General features: G+C 70.6%; 12 protein-coding genes and 1 tRNA gene. 8 read left to right on the forward strand and 5 right to left on the reverse strand.

Annotated elements, in window-relative coordinates; translation table 11 throughout:
* The first annotated feature begins 6 nt into the window (after positions 1-6).
* Positions 7-1,620, forward strand: coding sequence for a YadA family autotransporter adhesin (locus ABIC63_RS10175; RefSeq protein ID WP_354319647.1), 1,614 nt, complete (start codon positions 7-9; stop codon positions 1,618-1,620).
* 35 nt (positions 1,621-1,655) lie between these two features.
* Here ABIC63_RS10175 and ABIC63_RS10180 read toward each other — a convergent pair whose 3' ends face one another.
* The 4 genes from ABIC63_RS10180 to ABIC63_RS10195 form a co-directional block, all read right to left on the reverse strand.
* Positions 1,656-2,639 (reverse strand): sensor domain-containing diguanylate cyclase, encoded by a 984-nt coding sequence (locus ABIC63_RS10180; protein ID WP_294371649.1) that lies wholly within the window; start codon positions 2,637-2,639, stop codon positions 1,656-1,658.
* 195 nt (positions 2,640-2,834) lie between these two features.
* Positions 2,835-3,830 carry a YcjF family protein gene (locus tag ABIC63_RS10185; protein ID WP_294371648.1) on the reverse strand — a complete coding sequence of 332 codons (996 nt, stop codon included), beginning with the start codon at positions 3,828-3,830 and terminating at the stop codon, positions 2,835-2,837.
* A 147-nt stretch (positions 3,831-3,977) separates the two neighbouring features.
* The gene (locus tag ABIC63_RS10190) at positions 3,978-6,929 is read right to left on the reverse strand and encodes an autotransporter outer membrane beta-barrel domain-containing protein (protein WP_354319648.1); all 2,952 of its coding nucleotides are present in this window, start codon (positions 6,927-6,929) and stop codon (positions 3,978-3,980) included.
* Between the two features lie 888 nt (positions 6,930-7,817).
* Positions 7,818-7,893 (reverse strand) — tRNA-Lys (locus ABIC63_RS10195).
* A gap of 286 nt (positions 7,894-8,179) precedes the next feature.
* Here ABIC63_RS10195 and ABIC63_RS10200 point away from each other — a divergent pair.
* Genes ABIC63_RS10200 through ABIC63_RS10215 form a run of 4 tightly spaced genes read left to right on the forward strand, consistent with a single transcriptional unit; the run spans position 8,180 to position 11,952 of the window.
* A complete protein-coding gene (locus tag ABIC63_RS10200) occupies positions 8,180-9,253 on the forward strand; it encodes an NAD/NADP-dependent octopine/nopaline dehydrogenase family protein (RefSeq protein WP_294371481.1) in 1,074 nt (357 codons plus the stop codon).
* Positions 9,243-10,286: a 3-hydroxybutyryl-CoA dehydrogenase gene (locus tag ABIC63_RS10205; protein WP_294371480.1), complete on the forward strand. Its 1,044-nt coding sequence runs from the start codon at positions 9,243-9,245 to the stop codon at positions 10,284-10,286. Before ABIC63_RS10200 ends, ABIC63_RS10205 begins: the two co-directional genes overlap by 11 nt.
* Positions 10,283-11,089 (forward strand): alpha/beta fold hydrolase, encoded by an 807-nt coding sequence (locus tag ABIC63_RS10210; RefSeq protein ID WP_354319649.1) that lies wholly within the window; start codon positions 10,283-10,285, stop codon positions 11,087-11,089. The genes ABIC63_RS10205 and ABIC63_RS10210 overlap by 4 nt, the downstream gene beginning before the upstream one ends.
* The gene (locus tag ABIC63_RS10215) at positions 11,086-11,952 is read left to right on the forward strand and encodes a quinone oxidoreductase family protein (protein ID WP_354319650.1); all 867 of its coding nucleotides are present in this window, start codon (positions 11,086-11,088) and stop codon (positions 11,950-11,952) included. The genes ABIC63_RS10210 and ABIC63_RS10215 overlap by 4 nt, the downstream gene beginning before the upstream one ends.
* 76 nt (positions 11,953-12,028) lie before the next feature.
* On the opposite strand, the gene ABIC63_RS10220 is transcribed toward ABIC63_RS10215, so the two are convergent.
* Positions 12,029-12,505, reverse strand: coding sequence for a MarR family winged helix-turn-helix transcriptional regulator (locus ABIC63_RS10220; protein ID WP_354319651.1), 477 nt, complete (start codon positions 12,503-12,505; stop codon positions 12,029-12,031).
* Between the two features lie 142 nt (positions 12,506-12,647).
* Here ABIC63_RS10220 and ABIC63_RS10225 point away from each other — a divergent pair, with 142 nt between their 5' ends.
* From ABIC63_RS10225 to ABIC63_RS10235, 3 genes are read left to right on the forward strand one after another with little or no spacing between them, the layout of a single operon-like run.
* Positions 12,648-14,819, forward strand: a complete 2,172-nt coding sequence (locus ABIC63_RS10225; protein WP_354319652.1) for a thiamine pyrophosphate-dependent enzyme — start codon at positions 12,648-12,650, stop codon at positions 14,817-14,819.
* A 19-nt stretch (positions 14,820-14,838) separates the two neighbouring features.
* The gene (locus ABIC63_RS10230) at positions 14,839-16,404 is read left to right on the forward strand and encodes an indolepyruvate oxidoreductase subunit beta family protein (protein ID WP_354319653.1); all 1,566 of its coding nucleotides are present in this window, start codon (positions 14,839-14,841) and stop codon (positions 16,402-16,404) included.
* A 12-nt stretch (positions 16,405-16,416) separates the two neighbouring features.
* On the forward strand, positions 16,417-17,421 hold the full coding sequence (locus tag ABIC63_RS10235; protein ID WP_294371469.1) for a PDR/VanB family oxidoreductase: 1,005 nt from the start codon (positions 16,417-16,419) through the stop codon (positions 17,419-17,421).
* The last annotated feature ends 30 nt before the right edge of the window (positions 17,422-17,451 follow it).

Genomic DNA, 17,451 nt, shown 5'->3' on the forward strand with positions numbered 1-17,451 from the left:
CAGCCGGTGGCCTGGGACCCGACCAAGGGAAACCTGGGCATCGGCGACGGCGCCGGCACGACCGGCGTCACCGGCAGCAACAACCAGGCGATCGGCAAGGGCGCCGGCAACGGCGTCGGCACCAACTGGAACCTGGCCATCGGCGAGGCCGCGGGCACCAACGTGAGTGGCGGCAATGCCAACGTGGCCATCGGCTTCAATGCAGGACAGAGCGTGCTGGGCGGCTGGAACCAGGCCATCGGACGCAGCGCTGGCCAGAACGTGACGGGCAACTACAACAACGCCACCGGCTTCTGGGCCGGCACCGGCGTGACGGGCTCGTACAACAACGCCTATGGCACCAATGCGGGCCGCACGGTCACCGGCAGCAACAACCAGGCCCTGGGCAATGGCGCCGGCAACAATGTGGGCACCAACTGGAACCTGGCCGTCGGCGAGGGCGCCGGCTCCAACGTGTCGGGCAAGAACGCCAATCAGGCCATCGGCTACTACGCCGGCACCAACGTCAATGGGGGCTGGAACCAGTCGCTGGGCCGCAGCGCCGGCCAGAACGTGACGGGCGACTACAACAACGCCCTTGGCTTCTGGGCTGGAACCAACGTGACCGGCAGCAACAACGAGGCCTACGGCAGCAACGCCGGCCGCGACGTGGTGGGCAGCGGAAACCAGGCCTACGGCGGCGGCGCGGGCGTGGGCGTGAACGGCAGCAACAACCTGGCGACCGGGCAGGACGCGGGCGTCGGCGTGCGCGGCTCGGGCAACCAGGCCGCGGGCACCATGGCCGGTGCGCAGGTCTCGGGCAGCAACAACCTGGCCATGGGGACGGGCGCCGGCGGCGGTGTGCAGGGCAACCGCAACCAGGCTTTGGGCACCGGCGCGGGCCAGGGTGTCGTGGGCGACGGCAACCTGGCGCAGGGCAGTGGTGCCGGCCGCAATGTGAGCGGTGCCAACAACATCGCCATCGGCACGGAGGCGGGCGCCTATGTGCGCGCCAACCAGGCGGTCTCCATCGGCATCGCGGCACGGGCCAGTGCCGACGACGCCCTGGCGTTGGGCGCCAATGCCACGGCGGCCCATGCTGGCAGCGTGGCGCTGGGTGCGGGCAGCGCGACCACGCGGGGCGCGCAGTCCGGCTACGCGGCGGCAGGCCTGGCCGACGCGCAGTCGTCGAGCGGCGAGGTGGCCGTGGGCAACCGGCAGATCACCGGCGTGGCCGCCGGCAGTGCGGCCGGCGACGCCACCAACGTCGGGCAGGTGCAGGGCATGGTCGGCGACGGTGTGGCCGCGGCCAACGCGCATGCCGACAACGCCGCGGCGCAGAGCCTGGGCGCCGCGCGGGCCTACACCGATCTGGCCTCCAGCCGCCTCCAGAGCCAGATCGACGACAACGCGCGCCGCGCCTACGCGGGCATCGCAGGCGTGGCGGCGATGGAGGCCGCGCCCGCCGTGCCGGGCCGGACCAGCTACGCCGTGGGCCTGGGCAACTACCGCAGCGAGAGCGCCGTAGGAGGCTCGCTGCGGCACACCACGCAGGACGGCCGCTACAGCGTCACCGTGGGCGTGGGCGCGACCAGCTCGGGCGTGGTGACGCGTGTGGCGCTGACGGGCCTGTTCGACTGATCGGACAGAGCGCAGCGCTGACCGGGCGCGCGCATTCAGTGCGTGCGCTCGCTGCCCGATGCCGGGCGCTGCCGCTTGTGCCGGTACATGGCCCGGTCCGCATCCTGGAGCAGGTCGTGGATGTCGGTACCGTCGCGCGGCGACCAGCGGGCCAGGCCGGCGCTGTAGCGCAGGGCCATGGCCGGCGGCCGCCCCGCGTTGCAGTCGTCGATGACGGCGCGCAGCCGGCCGAGCGCGGCCTCGGCGGCGTCGTCGTCGGCATTGCTCATGAGCACGACGAATTCGTCGCCTCCCAGGCGAGCCCCCACGTCGGCCGCGCGGAAGACCCGCCGCAGCGCCTCGGCAAAACGCTGCAGCGCGGCATCGCCCTCGGCATGGCCGAAGCGGTCGTTGATCTGTTTGAAGCCGTTCAGGTCGAGGAAGAGCAGCCGCGCGGGCATGGCCAGCCGTTCGCACACTTTCAGCACATGGCCGCCCAGCAGCTCCAGGCCGCGCCGGTTGCTGAGCTGGGTCAGATGGTCGGTGGTGGCCGCGTGGGCGGCGATCAGTTCCTCGCGCACCATGTCGGCCAGGTCGCGCAGCAGGGCGCGATCCTCCTCGCTGAGGCGGCGCGGCTTGTGGTCGAGGATGCACAAGGTGCCCAGGCGCTGGCCCTGCCTGTCCACCAGCGGCGCCCCGGCGTAGAAGCGCACATGGGGCGCCTCGATGACCAGCGGGTTGTCGTGGAATCGCTCGTCGCAGGTGGCGTCGGGGACCTCCGTGACCTCATCCTGCAGGATGGCATGGCTGCAGAAGGAGATGTCGCGCGGCGTCTGCGGCGTGTCGAGACCCTGGCAGGACTTGAACCACTGGCGTTCGGTATCGACCAGCGAAACGAGGGCAATGGGCACCTGGAACATGCGGCGCGCCAGGCGGGTGACGCGGTCGAAGCGTTCCTCGGGCGGCGTGTCCAGCACGCCCAGGGCGTGGAGGGCGCGCACGCGGGCGGCGTCATCGGGGGGAATGGGGGCAGCAATCATGGCGCGGGTCGAAGGCGCGGCGCGGCGGCCATGGCGGGCGGGCAGACGCCGGCGGGCTTCGCGCGTTGGGATGTCTCCAGGGAGAAGGGCGGCGGCCGGCCGGGGACGGGCCACGAAGCGGTCCATTCTGCGTGCCGTGTCCCGCACGGGGCAAGATCAGCCGAAAGCGCTACTTCCGAGGCAGGCGCCGGCGCCTCAGCGCCAGCCCTTGGCCAGGGCCATCACCTTGCCCAGGTCCATCTGACTGGCCTGCTGCTGCATCTGCGGCAGGTAGCGGCCCTGCAGGCCCTTGCCCTGTTCGAGGATGCTGGCGTAGCTGTCCTTGAGCATCTGGGGCGAGAAGCTGCGGCCGCCGGCGTAGTAGCGCCGCGCCAGGTGACCCAGCGCATAGGTGGTGGCGAAGCTCATGCCCGAGCTCACGGCCTGTTTGCCGACCCCGCCCAGCAGCCCGCCGCCCATCTTGCCCAGCAGCCCGCCGATCAGCTTGCGGCCGGCCTGCTCCAGGTACTGCGAGGTCAGGCCGACCCCGGCGGTGGCCAGGAAGTCCTTGATGTGGCCGCGGTCGAGTTCGTAGCCGTGGGCCTGCCCGATGGTGTAGACCAGCCTCATCTGCAGCGGAATGATGGCCAGCGTGGACAGGGTCTCGGGCAGCAGTTCCAGCGCGCCACAGGTGATGGCGGCCTTGAGGATGCGGTCGTCCAGTTCGGCGGAGTCCACCGCGGCGGCCGGTCGTGCGGCGGGTTCATCGAGCGGTGTGGGCGCGAGGGCCGCGGCGCCCGCGGCGGCGGCCGGCACCAGGGCGGTCGGGCCGGCCAGGGGCGCCTCGGCCAGCGTGCGGGCTTCGGACTCGAAGGCTTCTGCCGTGCCGTCCAGCGCCAGGACGCGGCGGGCCTCGGCCAGGAAGGCCTGCTCGCGGGGGGACAGGGCGCCGTCGGCATCGCATACGCACACGGCCATCTCGTAGGCCAGTTGCCGGGCGCCGCGCTCGGGCAGTCCCTGTGCCACGTCGGCCAGCGTCACACGCTGCAGCAGCACGTCCTGGTAGAGGGTGGGCAGGTGCACGGCGCCCTCGGCGCCCAGGCCCTGGGCGATGCGGCGGATCTCTTCGCGCTCGCGCTCGTGCTTGTCGCCATCGGCAAAGGCCGCCATCAGGCTGAGCGACAGGGTGGCGCGCAGGGCGGAGGTGTCCATGAAGGCATCCTTTCTGGGTGAAGAACGTCAGTCAGGTCATGGTCAGGAGGAAAAGTTTCCGCCAGGCCAAGGGCGGGCCTTGCGGGCAAGCCGCCCGGCGCCCGGCGGAGGCGACCGGGCCGCCCAAACCGCGCGCCGGCATGTCGCTCAGAACCGGAAGTCCAGATTGCCGCGCAGGCCCTGGCTGCGGGCGTGGCTGCCGAACTGCCCGGTGTAGGACAGGCGCAGCGAGGCATTTCGCGCGATCTGCGTGGTCACGCCGGCCTCGACGAGGGCGGCGTTCTTCGCGATGGGCACGCCGCTCACACCGAAGGCGTCCGAGCCGAGGAAGCGGAAGCTGGCCTGCGGCGTGGTGTCGCCGAAGGCATGGCGCCAGGCGAGCGAGGCGCTGGCGGTCAGGGTGCGCCCGCCCAGGTTGAACTCGCCCGAGCCGCGCAGTCCCAGGGTGGAGAAGTTGACGTCGGTGTTGCTGCTGCCGGAGCTCAGGGCCGCCACGCCGCCGCGCTCGGTGAAGCCGTCGGTGCGCACCGCCACATGCGCCAGGCCGCCGAAGGGCTCGAGCGCCACCGCGCCGGCGTCGATGCGGTAGCCCGCCTCGGCGAAGGCCTGGAAGGTGCGGGCGTCGTACTTGGCCGACAGGCCATTGGCCAGGCCGCTGAAGACGACGTCGCGGCGGGTGCTCACGTCGCTCCAGGTGTAGGCCGTGCCCAGCCGCACACCGAAGCCGCCGAGCTGCGTGCCGCCGTAGGCGCCCAGGGTGTAGCCGTTGGACGAGCCCGACGCGTTGCGCCCGTCGCTGTCGTAAGAGGCATGGCCATAGCCCAGCAGCACGCCGGCCCGGGCCGTGTCGAAGACGGGCAGGTCCGCACCGCCGACGAAGCCACCCGTGTCGTGCGAGAGCGAGGCGGCATTGCCGTTGCCGCTCGTCTTGCCCCAGGTGCCGTAGACGTGGGACCACACGGCCAGGCCGTTGGCGTCGGCACTGGCGCCCGCCGGCGCGGTCGCAGCGCCGGAGGCGGCGCGCAGCCGGTCGATGGCGGCCGTGCGCACGAAGCGGCTGTCCTCCACCATCGCGCCGCGGAGGGACGCGTGGATCTCGCCCGAGAGCTGGTCGAAGGCGACGCGGGCCTGGGCGTCGTCCGGCAGGTAGCCGATGGCGGTGCGCAGGGCGCCGCCGGCGGCCAGGCTCTGCAGCGCGCCGGCCGTGGTCATCTGGTTGGCCGTGAGCGCCGCGCTGGTGAAGGCACGCACCTGCTGGGCGGCGACGTAGACGCTGCCCGCGTCGGTGCCGGTCGTGAGGGCGTAGAAGGTGGAGATGCTGGTGTCGCCGGTCAGCACGTAGCGGCCGGTGACGCCGCCGTCGGCGGTCAGCACGGTGTAGCGGTCGGTGAGGCTGAAGGGCGCCGTGCTGCCGTAGCGCGAGACCCGCAGCACGGCACCATCGGCGATCTGGGCCGTGCCCTTGACGGCGATGCGGTCGGAGGTGGCGGTGCCGGGCACGAACTCGGCCTCGTAGGTGGAGCCGGCGGCCTGGGTGTAGTTGCCGGCGACGGTGAGCGTGCCCGGGCTGTTGCCGGGCGCCACGGTGGCACCGGACTGCAGGCTCAGGCTGCCCACCGTGCCGTTGCCCGACAGGCGCGCGCCGCTGCCCACCGTCACCGCGGAGCCGGCCAGCGAGCCGTTGACCCGCAGCTCGCCACCCTTGACAGCGGTGCTGCCCGTGAAGGCCGAGCTGTCGCCGCTCAGGATCGTGGTGCCCGCCAGCGCCTTGAGCGTGCCGTTGCCGCTCAGCGTGCTGCCGAACAGCAGGCCCGTGCCCGTGTGGTTGAAGACCAGCTCGCCCGCGCCGTCGCCGAAGACGATGCCGTTGGCCGCGATCACGTTGCCGGGTGCGGCCGCGGCCTGGCCTTCCTGCGCGCCGATCACCAGCTTGCCGAAGCCGCTGTCGTAGGCGATGCGCACCTCGTTGTCGGCCTTGATGGTGCCGCCGTCCGAGACCACGACCAGTGCGTCGCCCGCGTAGCCGACGTAGAAGTTGCCGCGCGTCGGCGTGGTCAGCGCCGTGTTGGCCTTGGCCCAGAGCTGCGAGCCGTTGCCGGTCACCACGGCCACGCCCTTGGAATGGGGGTCCATGCCCACGCCCACCGTGCCGCCCCACGCGGTGGCGCCGTCCGCGATGGTCAGCAGGCCATTGCCGTTGACCGGATCGACGTCGCGCGAGCCGTTCTGCCCGCCGACATAGATGCGCTGCTCGCCGATGAAGCTGGTGCCCTGGCCCGTCACGGTCATGGTGGTGGCCCAGGCGCCGCTCGCACCGACGTAGGTGCCGCTCGTGTAGAGGCTGGCACCGCCCGAGACCTGGATGTTGCCGCCATCGGCGCTCAGCCAGCCCGAGGACGTGGCCTGCAGATCGTTGGGGTCGGTGGGGTCGCCGATCTCGACGCGGGTGCCGGCGCCCGTGAAGTTGAGCGTGGCCCCCGCGCCGGTGTAGACGCCCGTGCTGCGGATGCGTGCCGTGGCACCCTCCGAGATGGTCAGGGTGCCGGTGGACCCCGGGCTTTCGTTGCGCGCGACGTCGACGCCGGCGGTGTTCTCCCACAGCGTGCCGGCACCGCTCACGGTGAGCGAGCCCGAGCCGCCTGCGGGCGTGCCGCCGGCCACCTCCCAGGTCGGCGTGCCGAGGGCCAGCCGGCGCGACACCAGGTGCGCGCCGTCGATGACGGTGAGCGAGCCGGTGCCGTTGCGGCCGATGGTGATTTCCGAGGTGTTGGTCAGCATCGAGCCGGGGCCGCTGACCACGACGCTGCCGCTGCCGCCCGTGGCGCCGATCACCCCGAGGGCGACGGTCAGGCGGCCACCGCCGCTGATCGTGAGGCGCGTCGTGTTCGCGAGGCTGGTGGCCAGCGAGAAGGCATTGAGGGTGACCGATTGGTCGGCGATCCGGATGCTGCCCGTGCCGTTGAGCACGGCCGTGTCGGTGCTGCCGGGGGCCGCGCCGCCGATCCAGTTGCCGGCCGTGGACCAGTTGCTGCCGCTGGCGCCTGACCAGCTGATGTCGGCGGCATGGGCTGGCAGCCCCCAGATGGACGCCAGCAGCAACGGAAGAGCGAGGCGTTTTGGCAGCCGCACGAATACTTTTTTCCGCAGGGCGTATTTCGTGTTTCCCGGGTGCGGCGGGCGCTTTGCTGAATGTGGGGCCATGGGTGTCATCTCCTTGGTGAAGATCGGACATTGGCGTTGGGTCCGATCAATTGGCTGGGAAATTGAATTGGCAGGCACACCGAGCCGCGGCGCAAAGGCAATGGCTCGCGCGAAATGGATTCAAAAGGAATTGCCCTGCTGCCAGGCGGCATCGGGGCCCGCGACTCAGGGCGCTGCGGCCATGCGTACCGCTTTCCGGACTTGCCGAGGTGTGCCTGCCCCGGTATCGGCGGGTGTGTTTGTCCAGGGAAGAACGCTCGCTTCATGGCGAGGTGGGATGCAGCTTTCAAGGACTGCAGATCGACGGCTCATGCCCCCTCCGGAGACGCATTGTTTTTGATTCGTGGATCGTCGGGATCCGCCATGGAACTGGCGGCCCGCATCCCGGTGAGCGAATAAATCGGCTTTCAATCCGAGAGCGCCATAGCGTATGTTGTCGGCGCGCAGGAGGCAAATATTTTTTCCCGCTTGTTGTTCACGGTCAATTTCACAATTGATCGTGATTAATTGAAACGGTGAATTTGAATCGGAATTTCTGGCAAAGCGGTGCAAGATTTCGAGCCAGAAATCCGAGCAGGATGGCGAGGCCCAGGCGCAGGGGTTTGAGAGAGGAGGGAGTCTGGGAGGCGCGCTTCGGGCCGCCACCTGCGCAGCGCACAGTGCGGACCAGACGAGCCTGGGGCCGCCGCTGGCTCGCACTGTGCCCGGCTGACCAGAGGGCGGGCGCTGTAGCCGAAAAGAAAAAAGCACCTGGATCTTTCGATCCAGGTGCTTGATTCATTTGTCTGGTGGGCCCTGAGTGACTCGAACACTCGACCTACGGATTAAGAGTCCGCTGCTCTACCAACTGAGCTAAGAGCCCGCTTGCATCGATCTGTCGATCAACTCAGCGAAGAACGCGATTATAGGCAGGCTTTTTCGGCATGGTCAACACCCCTCGCAAAAATTTTTGCCGGGGTGCGGTCGCCCCGTGATCCGGCTCGGTCGCGGCCGGCAAGGCAGCCCCAAACACGCGCGAAGCCGCGCTCCAGACGCGGGCGGGCACCAGCGAAGGGAGAGCGGCAATTAAGTTGACAACTAAACCAATCAAAAGTAATGTTTATATGGCCTCGGCAGACCCTCGTCCGCCAGCCACACCAGGAGCAGACATGAGGATTGCGGTATTGGGTGGAGGGCACGGCTGCTACGCCGCGGCCGCCGATCTGTCGGAGGCCGGCCACGAAGTGCGGCTGTGGCGCCGGGGCGCGCAGGCGCTGCAGCCGGTGGTCGAGGCGGGGAGCATCCGCCTGAAGGACGCGGCCGGGGCACGCGACGTGCCCATCGCCCTGGCCACGGCCGACATCGGCGAGGCCCTGCGCGACGCCGAGCTGATCGTGGTGCCGGTGCCGGCCACCGCCCAGGCCGACATCGCCCGCGCCATGGCGCCGCATCTGGTCGATGGCCAGGTGGTCTTTCTGCCGCCGGGCACCTTCGGCAGCGTGGTCATGGCGCGTATCGTGCGCGAGGCCGGCAACCGCGCGGATGTGGCCTGGGCCGAGACCGGCACGCTGCCCTACCTCGCGCGCAAGCATGGCGAGCGCGAGGTCAACGTCACCATCCGCGCGATCCGCCTGCCGACGGGCGTCTATCCGGCGCGCCATGCCGAGCGGGCCATCGACGTGATCCGCGGCGCCTATCCGGCGGTGCACGGCTGCGGCGATGCGCTCTCGGGCGCGCTGATGAACGCGGGGCCGATCATTCACCCGCCGCTGATGGTGATGAATGCCGCGCCTCTGCAGCACTTCGAGCGGTGGGACATCCACAACGAAGGCACGCAGCGCGCCGTGCGCGAGGTGACCGATCGCCTGGACCAGGAGCGCATCGCCGTGCGCGAGGCCTTCGGCCAGGGCGCGCCGCACTATCCGTTGGCCGACCACTACAACAACGACCGCTGGATGTACGGCGATGCGCATAAGCAGCTGGTGAAGTCCGGCGACTGGCGCGAGAACATCGACCTTTACGGCCACCGCTACATCACCGAGGACACCGAGCTCGGCCTGGCCTTCCTGGCCTCGGCTGCGCGGCATGCGGGTGTGGATGCACCCATCGCGCATGGGCTGCTGGCCATCGTCGGCGGCTTCCTGGGGCGCGACCTGCGGCAGGGGCCGCGCAGCTTCGAGGCGCTGGGTCTGGCGTCGCTGTCCCGTAAGGCGCTGACGCAGCGGCTGCACGATGGCGAATGAGCCGACGCCCATCGCGTCTGCCCGCGAGTCCACCGCGACGGCGCCACTGCCACGTTTCGTCGCCGTCGGCGCCGGCCGCATGGGCCGCGGCATCGCCATCGCCTTCGCCTACGCCGGCCACCGCATCGCCCTCGTCGACCTGCGCCCGCGCAGCGACGAAGCCTGGGCGCGCCTGACGGCCGAAGCCACGGCCGAGATCGAGGGCGCCCTGCGCGGCCTGGCCCGCCAGGGCGTGTTGCGCGAAGCGCAGGTCGCGCCCATCGCCGCCCGCGTGCAACTGGTGCGCGTGGACGAAGCGCCCGCCGCCCTTGCTGCCGCCGAGCTGGTCTTCGAGGGCGTGCCCGAGACGATGGAGGCCAAACGCGAGGCCTTTGACTGGCTCAACCGCCATTGCCGGGACGACGCCATACTCACCTCCACCACCAGCAGCATCCTGGTGACGCAGCTGGCGGCGCTGGTGCGTCGGCCGCAGCGCTTCCTCAACATGCACTGGCTCAATCCGGCCTATGTGATCCCGGTGGTGGAGCTGAGCTGCCACGACGGCACCGACGCCGAAGTGCTGGCCCGCACCAAGGCACTGCTGGAGGCCATCGGCAAGCTGCCCGTGGTCTGCGGCCCCACACCGGGCTACATCGTGCCGCGCCTGCAGGCGCTGGTGATGAACGAGGCGGCCCGCATGGTGGAGGAGGGCGCCGCCACCGCCGAGGAGATCGACAAGGCCACCCGCTTCGGCCTGGGCCTGCGCTTCGCAGCACTGGGCGTGGTGGAGTTCATCGACTTCGGCGGCTGCGACATCCTGCACCACGCCAGCCGCGAGATGTCGCAGACCATCGACCCGGCACGCTATGCCGCGCCTGCCATCGTCGAGGACATGGTGCGCCAGCAGCGCCTGGGCCTGAAGACCGGCAGTGGCTTCTATGCCTATGAAGGCCGCGACCTGGCCGCCTACCGTGCCGACGTGCTCGCCCGCACGCTGGCCCAGTTGCGCAGCGCCGGCCTGTGGCGCGGGCCGCAGGACGAGACGCTGGCATGAGCCCTGTGATCCGCCGCGCCTTCACCGACCTGTCGGTGGGCCAGGTGCACCATGCCGCCTGCGGCGACCCGGCCGCACCCGCGGTGCTGCTGCTGCACCAGTCGCCGCGCAGCTGGCGCGAGTACGCGGCGGTGCTGCCGCTGCTGGGTGAGCATTGGCACGCCATCGCGATGGACACGGCCGGCTTCGGCGATTCGGCCGCGGGTGAGGTGCCGGCCGCCATCGAGCATTACGCGCGTGTGGCGCTGGAACTGATCGACGCGCTGAGTCTGCCCCGCGTGCACGTCGTCGGCCATCACACCGGCGGCGTGGTCGCCGTTGAGCTGGCTGCGCTGGCCCCTTCGCGCGTGGCGTTGCTCGTGCTGTCCTCCACGCCTTTCACCGATGCGGCGTTTCGTCGCGCGCGTGCCGAGCGGCCGCCCATCGACGAGGTGGCGCCCAGCAACGACGGCAGCCACCTGATGGCGCTGTGGCAGCGGCGCCAGGGCTTCTATCCGCCGGACCGGCCCGAGCTGCTCGAGGCCTTTGTGCGCGACGCGCTGGCCGTGGCCGACCCCGAAGCCGGCCATCGTGCGGTGGCGGCCTATCGCATGGAGGAGCGCATCGGCCTGATCACGCAGCCCGTCTGCATCCTTCGCGCGACGGCCGATCCCTTTGCCGCGCCGCATGCGCAGGAGCTGATGCACCACCTGCCGCAGGCTACGCTGGTGGAGATCGACGGCGGCATGGTGCCCGTGCCGGACCAGATGCCCGAGGCCTTTGCGGCGGCGGTGCACGGCTTCCTGTCGGGCCTGCCGGCGTGAAGGCCTGGCGCGTCAATGCCTGGGGCCAGCCGCCGGTGCTGGAAGAGGTTCCCGATCCGCAGCCGCGCGCCGGCCACACGCTGGTGCGCACGGCCGCCGCGACGGTGGCCCATGTGGACCGTACGGTGATGAAAGGCGGCTTCCTGCAGCCGCCACCGCTGCCCTACACGCCCGGCGTGGAGGCGGCGGGCATCGTCGTGCAGTCGGACCGCTTCGCGCCCGGAACCCGCGTGTGGCTGCGCGGCGGCGGGCTCGGGACGCGGCGCGACGGCACCTGGTGCGAGTGGATCGACGCGCCCCATGAGTCCATCGGACTGCTGCCCGAGGGCGTGGATATGGCGCTGGGCTCGGCGTTCTTCTCGCCCTGCACCTCGGCGTGGGTGGCGCTGCGCCATGTGGCGGATCTGCAGCCGGGCGAGCGCGTGGGCGTCACCGGCGCGAGCGGGGCCGTCGGCAGCATCACGCGGCAACTGGCGCACGCATGGGGTGCCGACCTCGTCGAAGCGCCCAGTGCCACGGAGCCGGTGGACCTGCTGGTCGACACCGTCGGCGGCCCGGTGCTGGAGCAGGCGCTGTCGGCCATCGCGCCGGGTGGCCGCATCGTGCTGGTGGGCTACACCGCGGGCGAGCAGGTGAGCCTGTCGCTGCCGCTCTTGATGCAGCGGGACGTGCGGCTGCTGCCGCTCAACATGTACCGCCGCGAGGCGCAGGGCCGGGCGGCGGCGCCGCAGCTGCTGGAACTGCTGCGCGATGGCCGCCTGAGCCTGGCCACGCAGCGCTTCGCGCTGGCGCAGGCACCGCAGGCGCTGGCCTGGATCGGCCAGCGCGGGCACCGCGGCCGGGCCGTGCTGGCCTTCGACTGAAAGCCACGAACCGGCGCCGGCATCGGTGCGCACCTTGCGCTGCAGTGGCAGCGATGGGGCGTCACGTCAGCGGCATTCACTCTGCCTCTTCACTGTTCTCGGCCTGGTCCGCGTGCAGCGCGATCATCTGCCGCAATGTCTTCTTCAGCTCCTCTGCCCGTTGCAGCCCGAAGGGCTCCAGCACGCGGTGTTCATGCTCGCGCGCGAGCTTCATGAGATGGGCCACGGCCTCCGCGCCCTGGGGCGTGATGCGCACCAGCGTGATGCGGCGGTCACTCTCATGGGGCAGGCGCTCCACCTGGCCCTTGGCCTCCATGCGGTCGAGCAGGCGCGTCACCGTGGGCTGCTTGGTCACGGTCACCTGGGCCAGGTCGCCGATGCTGATGGCCTCGCCGTCGGCCAGCGAGGCCATCACCCGCCATTCGGACACCGAAAAGCCGTGCTGCCGCGCCACCTTGTGGAACTCGCCAGAGATGAGCTGGCTGGCCTGCGCCAGCAGCGCGGGCAGGTAGTCGTCGACGAACAGGCGCGACTCGGGGGTGTGCAATGTCATGGCCGGGATGGTCCTCTCGCTGGCATACCGATTGCTTGGCTAGGGTAATGCATGATTGTGAATAGATTCAGGTCTAAATAGAGTTGGATCTTGCCACCCCACGATTGGAAGCGCCGTACGCGTTTCCCAGGAGAGCAGTCCCATGGCCGAGCGTTCGTTCGTCGAAGAAGTGAAGAAGCTGCGTCTTGCCGAAGGCGAGACCTTTCGCGGTGAGGGCATTCTGGCCGTCACCAAGGCCTTGCTGGAGTCGGGCGTTTCGTACGTCGCCGGCTACCAGGGCGCACCCATCTCGCACCTGATGGACGTGCTGGCCGATGCGCAGGACATCCTGGCCGACCACGGCATCCGCTTCGAGAACAGCGCCAGCGAGGCCACGGCCGCCGCCACGCTGGCGGCCTCGGTCAACTATCCGCTGCGCGGCGCCGTGACCTTCAAGGCCACGGTGGGCACCAATGTGGCGTCGGACGCGCTGGCCAACCTGGCCTCCGGTGGCGTTACCGGCGGCGCGCTCATCATCGTGGGCGAGGACTACGGCGAAGGGTCCTCCATCATGCAGGAGCGCAGCCATGCCTTCGCCATGAAGTCGCAGATGTGGATGCTCGATCCGCGGCCCAACCTGCCCAGCATCGTGCAGGCCGTGAAGACCGGCTTCGAACTCTCCGAGGCCAGCAACACGCCGGTGATGCTGCAACTGCGCATCCGTGCCTGCCACGTACACGGGCAGTTCACCGCCTCCGACAACCGCCGCGCCAGCTTCACGCTGAAGGAGGCGCTGGAGAATCCGCGGCGCGACGTCGACCGCATCGTGCTGCCCCCCGCCAGCTTCCTGCACGAGCAGGAGAAGATCAAGCAGCGCTGGCCGGCGGCCGTGCGCTTCATCGAGGAGCGCGGCCTCAACGAGTTCTTCGCCGAGGGCGCGGACGACATCGGCATCATCGTGCAGGGCGGTTGCTACAACACGCAGGTGCGGGCGCTGGAGCGCCTGGGCCTGGCCGACGTGTATGGACGCTCCAAGGTGCCGCTGTACGTGATGAACGTGGCCTATCCCGTCATCGACAGCGAGGTGCTGCGCTTCTGCGAAGGCAAGCGCGCCGTGCTGGTGGTCGAAGAGGGCCAGCCCAACTTCGTCGAGCAGAATATCGCCACCATCCTGCGCCAGGCCGGCAGCAGCACCGCGCTGCACGGCAAGGACCTACTGCCCGTGGCCGGCGAATACACCGCCCAGGCCGTGATGGCCGGCACCCGTGCCTTCTGCGAGCGCTACGGCCGCCTCGCCCCCAAGGCGGCCCCGGCCGAGGTCGCGCCCGCCAAGCCGCGGAAGATCATTCCGCTGATCAGCGAAGCGCAGCTGATGCCGCTGGAGCGCAGCGTGCATGCGCGCCCGCCGGGCTTTTGCACCGGCTGCCCCGAGCGGCCCATCTTCAGCGCCATGAAGCTGGTGCAGCGCGAGCTGGGCCAGCACCATGTGTCGGCCGATATCGGCTGCCACCTGTTCTCCATCCTGCCGCCGTTCAACATCGGCAACACCACCATGGGCTACGGCCTGGGGGCGGCCGGCGCGGCGGCGCTCAACACCCAGGCCGACAAGCGCGCCATCGCGGTGATGGGCGACGGCGGCTTCTGGCACAACGGCCTGACCAGCGGCATCGCCAATGCGGTGTTCAACCAGAGCGACAACCTCACGGTGGTGGTCGACAACAACTACACCTCGGCCACCGGCGGGCAGGACATCCTGTCGTCCAAGGCCGTCAACGCCACGCGCAGCACCGGCCACGAGATCGAGCAGGCGGTGCGAGGCGTGGGCGTCAAATGGGTCAGGACCCTGCGCCGCACCTACGACGTGGCCGGCATGCGCGACACGCTCAGGGAGGCGCTGACCACGAAGGACAAGGGCCCCAAGGTCATCATTGCCCAGTCCGAGTGCATGCTCAACCGCCAGCGCCGCGAGAAGCCGCTGGTGCGCAAGGCCATCGCCGACGGCAAGCGCATGGTGCGCGAGAAGTTCGGCGTCGACCCCGACACCTGCACCGGCGACCATTCCTGCATCCGCCTGTCGGGCTGCCCCTCGCTGTCGATCAAGCCCAATCCCGATCCGCTGCGGCAGGAGCCCGTCGCCGCTGTGATGGACAGCTGCGTGGGCTGCGGCGTGTGCGGCGAGGTGTCGCACGCGGCGGTGCTGTGCCCTTCCTTCTACAAGGCCCAGGTGGTGAGCAACCCCACCGGCTGGGACCGGCTGCGCGAGCGCGTGCGCGGCGCCGTCATCGGCTGGATGCAGCGCCGCGACGCCGAGCGCCGGGCGCGCCTGGCGTTCTGATGCGAAGCAGGAGTTCGACATGACGCAACAGCAGCAACCCATCAAGATCGCCATCCTCGCCATGGGCGGCGAGGGCGGCGGCGTGCTGGCCGACTGGCTGGTGGACCTGGGCGAGGCCAACGGCTGGATCGCGCAGACCACCTCGGTGCCGGGCGTGGCGCAGCGCACCGGCGCCACCATCTACTACGTGGAGATGTACCCCGAGGCGCAGGCCCATGCCGACGGCGGCCAGCCCGTGCTGGCGCTGATGCCGCTGCCGGGCGACGTCGACGTGGTGCTGTGCTCCGAGCTGATGGAAGCCGGCCGCGCCGTGCAGCGCGGGCTGGTCACGCCCGACCGCACCACGCTGGTCGCCTCCACGCACCGCGTCTATTCCATCGCCGAGAAAAGTGCCATGGGCGACGGCCGGGTCGACAGCACGCAGCTGCTGGCCCATGCCGAGCAGGCCGCGCAGCGCTTCGTGCGCTTCGACATGGCCGAGGCCGCGGCGCAGAACGGCAGCGTGATCAGCGCCGTGCTGTTCGGCGCGCTGGCCGGCACCGGCGTGCTGCCCTTCGCCCGCGAACAGTTCGAGGCCACCATCGAGCGGGGCGGTGTTGGCGTGAAGCCCAGTCTCAAGGCCTTCGGCGCGGCTTTCGCCCGGGCGCAGGCCGGCGAAATGCCTGCCCAGACTGAGGCGGCAGCGCCGGCCACGCCGCGCGCGGACTCCTCCGATCCGGCCATCCAGGCGCTTTTGACGCGCCTCTATGGCGAGTTTCCGGTCCAGGCCCAGCCGCTGATGCTCGAAGGCCTGCGTCGCCTCGTCGACTACCAGGACGTGGCCTATGCCGCGCTCTACCTCGACCGCATGGCCGAGGTCTGCCAACTGCCCGACGACGCGGCCCGCACGCTGGCCTGCGAGACGGCGCGCCACCTGGCCCTGTGGATGAGCTACGAGGACACGGCGCGCGTCGCGCAGCTCAAGACCCGCTCCAGCCGCTTCGCCCGCGTGAAGCAGGAGACCGGCGTCAACGCCGACCAGGTGATCGCGATCAACGAATACATGCACCCGGGCCTGCGCGAGATCTGCGAGACCCTGCCCGGCGGCATCGGCCGCTGGCTCATGGGCTCGGGCGCGCCGCGCCGGTTGGTGGAGGGCATGACGAAGAAGGGCCGCGTCGTGCAGACCAGCTCGGTGCATGGCTTCCTGCTGCTGTCGGCCGTGGCCTTCGCCCGCCGCTGGCGCCGCAGCACCATCCGCTATGCGGAGGAGAACGGCCGCATCGCGCAATGGCTGCAGGGCCTGCGCGACGCGGCCGCCGCCTCGCCGGAACTCGCGGTGGAACTGGCCCGCTGCCAGAAGCTGGTGAAGGGCTACAGCGACACCCACGAGCGTGGCGTGCGCAACTACGACACCGTGATCGCTGCCTGGCGCGAAGCCGGTCCTACGCTCGCGCCCGCCACGCTGCGCGCATGGCGCGAGGCCGCGCTGGCCGACGAGCATGGCCATGCGCTCAACGCTGCGTTGGCGCAGCATGCGGCGACCACGAGCACGGCGACCGGCCAGGCCACGCCGCCGGTCGCTGCCATGGCCCTGCCAGCCTGACGCGGAGCGCGCATGACCGCATCGCCCGCCATCGCGACCCTGCCGCTGCGCGTGACTGAGGCCCGCCTGCTCAACCCGCTGATCCGCCTGCTGCGCCTCGAACATGCCGAGGGCGCCGCCTTGCCCGGCTGGACGCCCGGCGCCCACATCCAGGTGCAGGTGCGCTTGCCCGACGGCCAGGCCGACTGGCGCCACTATTCGCTGATCGACCTGGAAGGCGTGGCCGGCACGCCGGGCTTCGCGCCCGCGGCCTACACCATCGCCGTGCGGCGGGAGGAGGGCGGCCGTGGCGGCTCGCGCTTCATGCACCAGGCGCTGCAGCCCGGCGACGCGATCAACGTGCAGCCGCCGCGCAACGACTTTCCCCTGGATGACAGCCCGGCCCGCGCCGTGCTGCTGGCCGGTGGCATCGGCATCACGCCACTGGCCAGCATGGCCGCACGCTGTCGTGCCGAGGGCCGGCCCGTCGCACTGCACTACGCCGGCCGCAGCCGCACGCTGCTGGCTTTCGCCGACGAGCTTCAGACGCTGCTGGGCGAGGGCCTGCGCCTGCATGCCGACGACGAGGCGGGCGGCGCGACCTTCGACATCGGCACGCTGCTGGACGGCATGGCCGCCGACGAGCCGCTCTACGTCTGCGGCCCCAAGCCGCTGCTCGACGCCGTGCTGGCCGCCACGCAAGCCCGCGGCTGGGCGCCGGGCCGCGTGCACTTCGAGCTGTTCAGCGCGCCGGTGGTGGAAGCGGGCGACCAGCCCTTTGAGGTCGAGCTGGCGCAATCGGGCCAGCGCTTCACCGTGCCCGCTGACCAGACCCTGCTGGACTGCCTGATCGAACACGGCTGCGACCCGTTGTACGACTGCAAGCGGGGCGAATGCGGCGTGTGCGCCGTGCCGGTGATCGAGGGCGAGATCGACCACCGCGACTATGTGCTGTCGCAGGCCGAGAAGGACGGCGGCCAGGTGATGCAAATCTGCATCTCCCGCGCCAGGGGCCCGCGCCTGGTGATCGACCTGTAGGCACTGCACGACCCCCAAGAGAAAGGCCTG

The sequence above is a fragment of the Pseudacidovorax sp. 1753 genome, from assembly GCF_040544975.1.
Lineage (GTDB): Bacteria > Pseudomonadota > Gammaproteobacteria > Burkholderiales > Burkholderiaceae_C > Xenophilus.

What these genes read in the sequence shown, in the direction of transcription:
- ABIC63_RS10180 (WP_294371649.1), bottom strand. Translation starts at nt 2,639, where the DNA reads ATGATTGCTGCCCCCATTCCCCCCGATGACGCCGCCCGCGTGCGCGCC.
- ABIC63_RS10210 (WP_354319649.1), top strand. Translation starts at nt 10,283, where the DNA reads ATGAGCCCTGTGATCCGCCGCGCCTTCACCGACCTGTCGGTGGGCCAG.
- ABIC63_RS10185 (WP_294371648.1), bottom strand. Translation starts at nt 3,830, where the DNA reads ATGGACACCTCCGCCCTGCGCGCCACCCTGTCGCTCAGCCTGATGGCG.
- ABIC63_RS10230 (WP_354319653.1), top strand. Translation starts at nt 14,839, where the DNA reads ATGACGCAACAGCAGCAACCCATCAAGATCGCCATCCTCGCCATGGGC.
- ABIC63_RS10200 (WP_294371481.1), top strand. Translation starts at nt 8,180, where the DNA reads ATGAGGATTGCGGTATTGGGTGGAGGGCACGGCTGCTACGCCGCGGCC.
- ABIC63_RS10235 (WP_294371469.1), top strand. Translation starts at nt 16,417, where the DNA reads ATGACCGCATCGCCCGCCATCGCGACCCTGCCGCTGCGCGTGACTGAG.
- ABIC63_RS10220 (WP_354319651.1), bottom strand. Translation starts at nt 12,505, where the DNA reads ATGACATTGCACACCCCCGAGTCGCGCCTGTTCGTCGACGACTACCTG.
- ABIC63_RS10205 (WP_294371480.1), top strand. Translation starts at nt 9,243, where the DNA reads ATGGCGAATGAGCCGACGCCCATCGCGTCTGCCCGCGAGTCCACCGCG.
- ABIC63_RS10225 (WP_354319652.1), top strand. Translation starts at nt 12,648, where the DNA reads ATGGCCGAGCGTTCGTTCGTCGAAGAAGTGAAGAAGCTGCGTCTTGCC.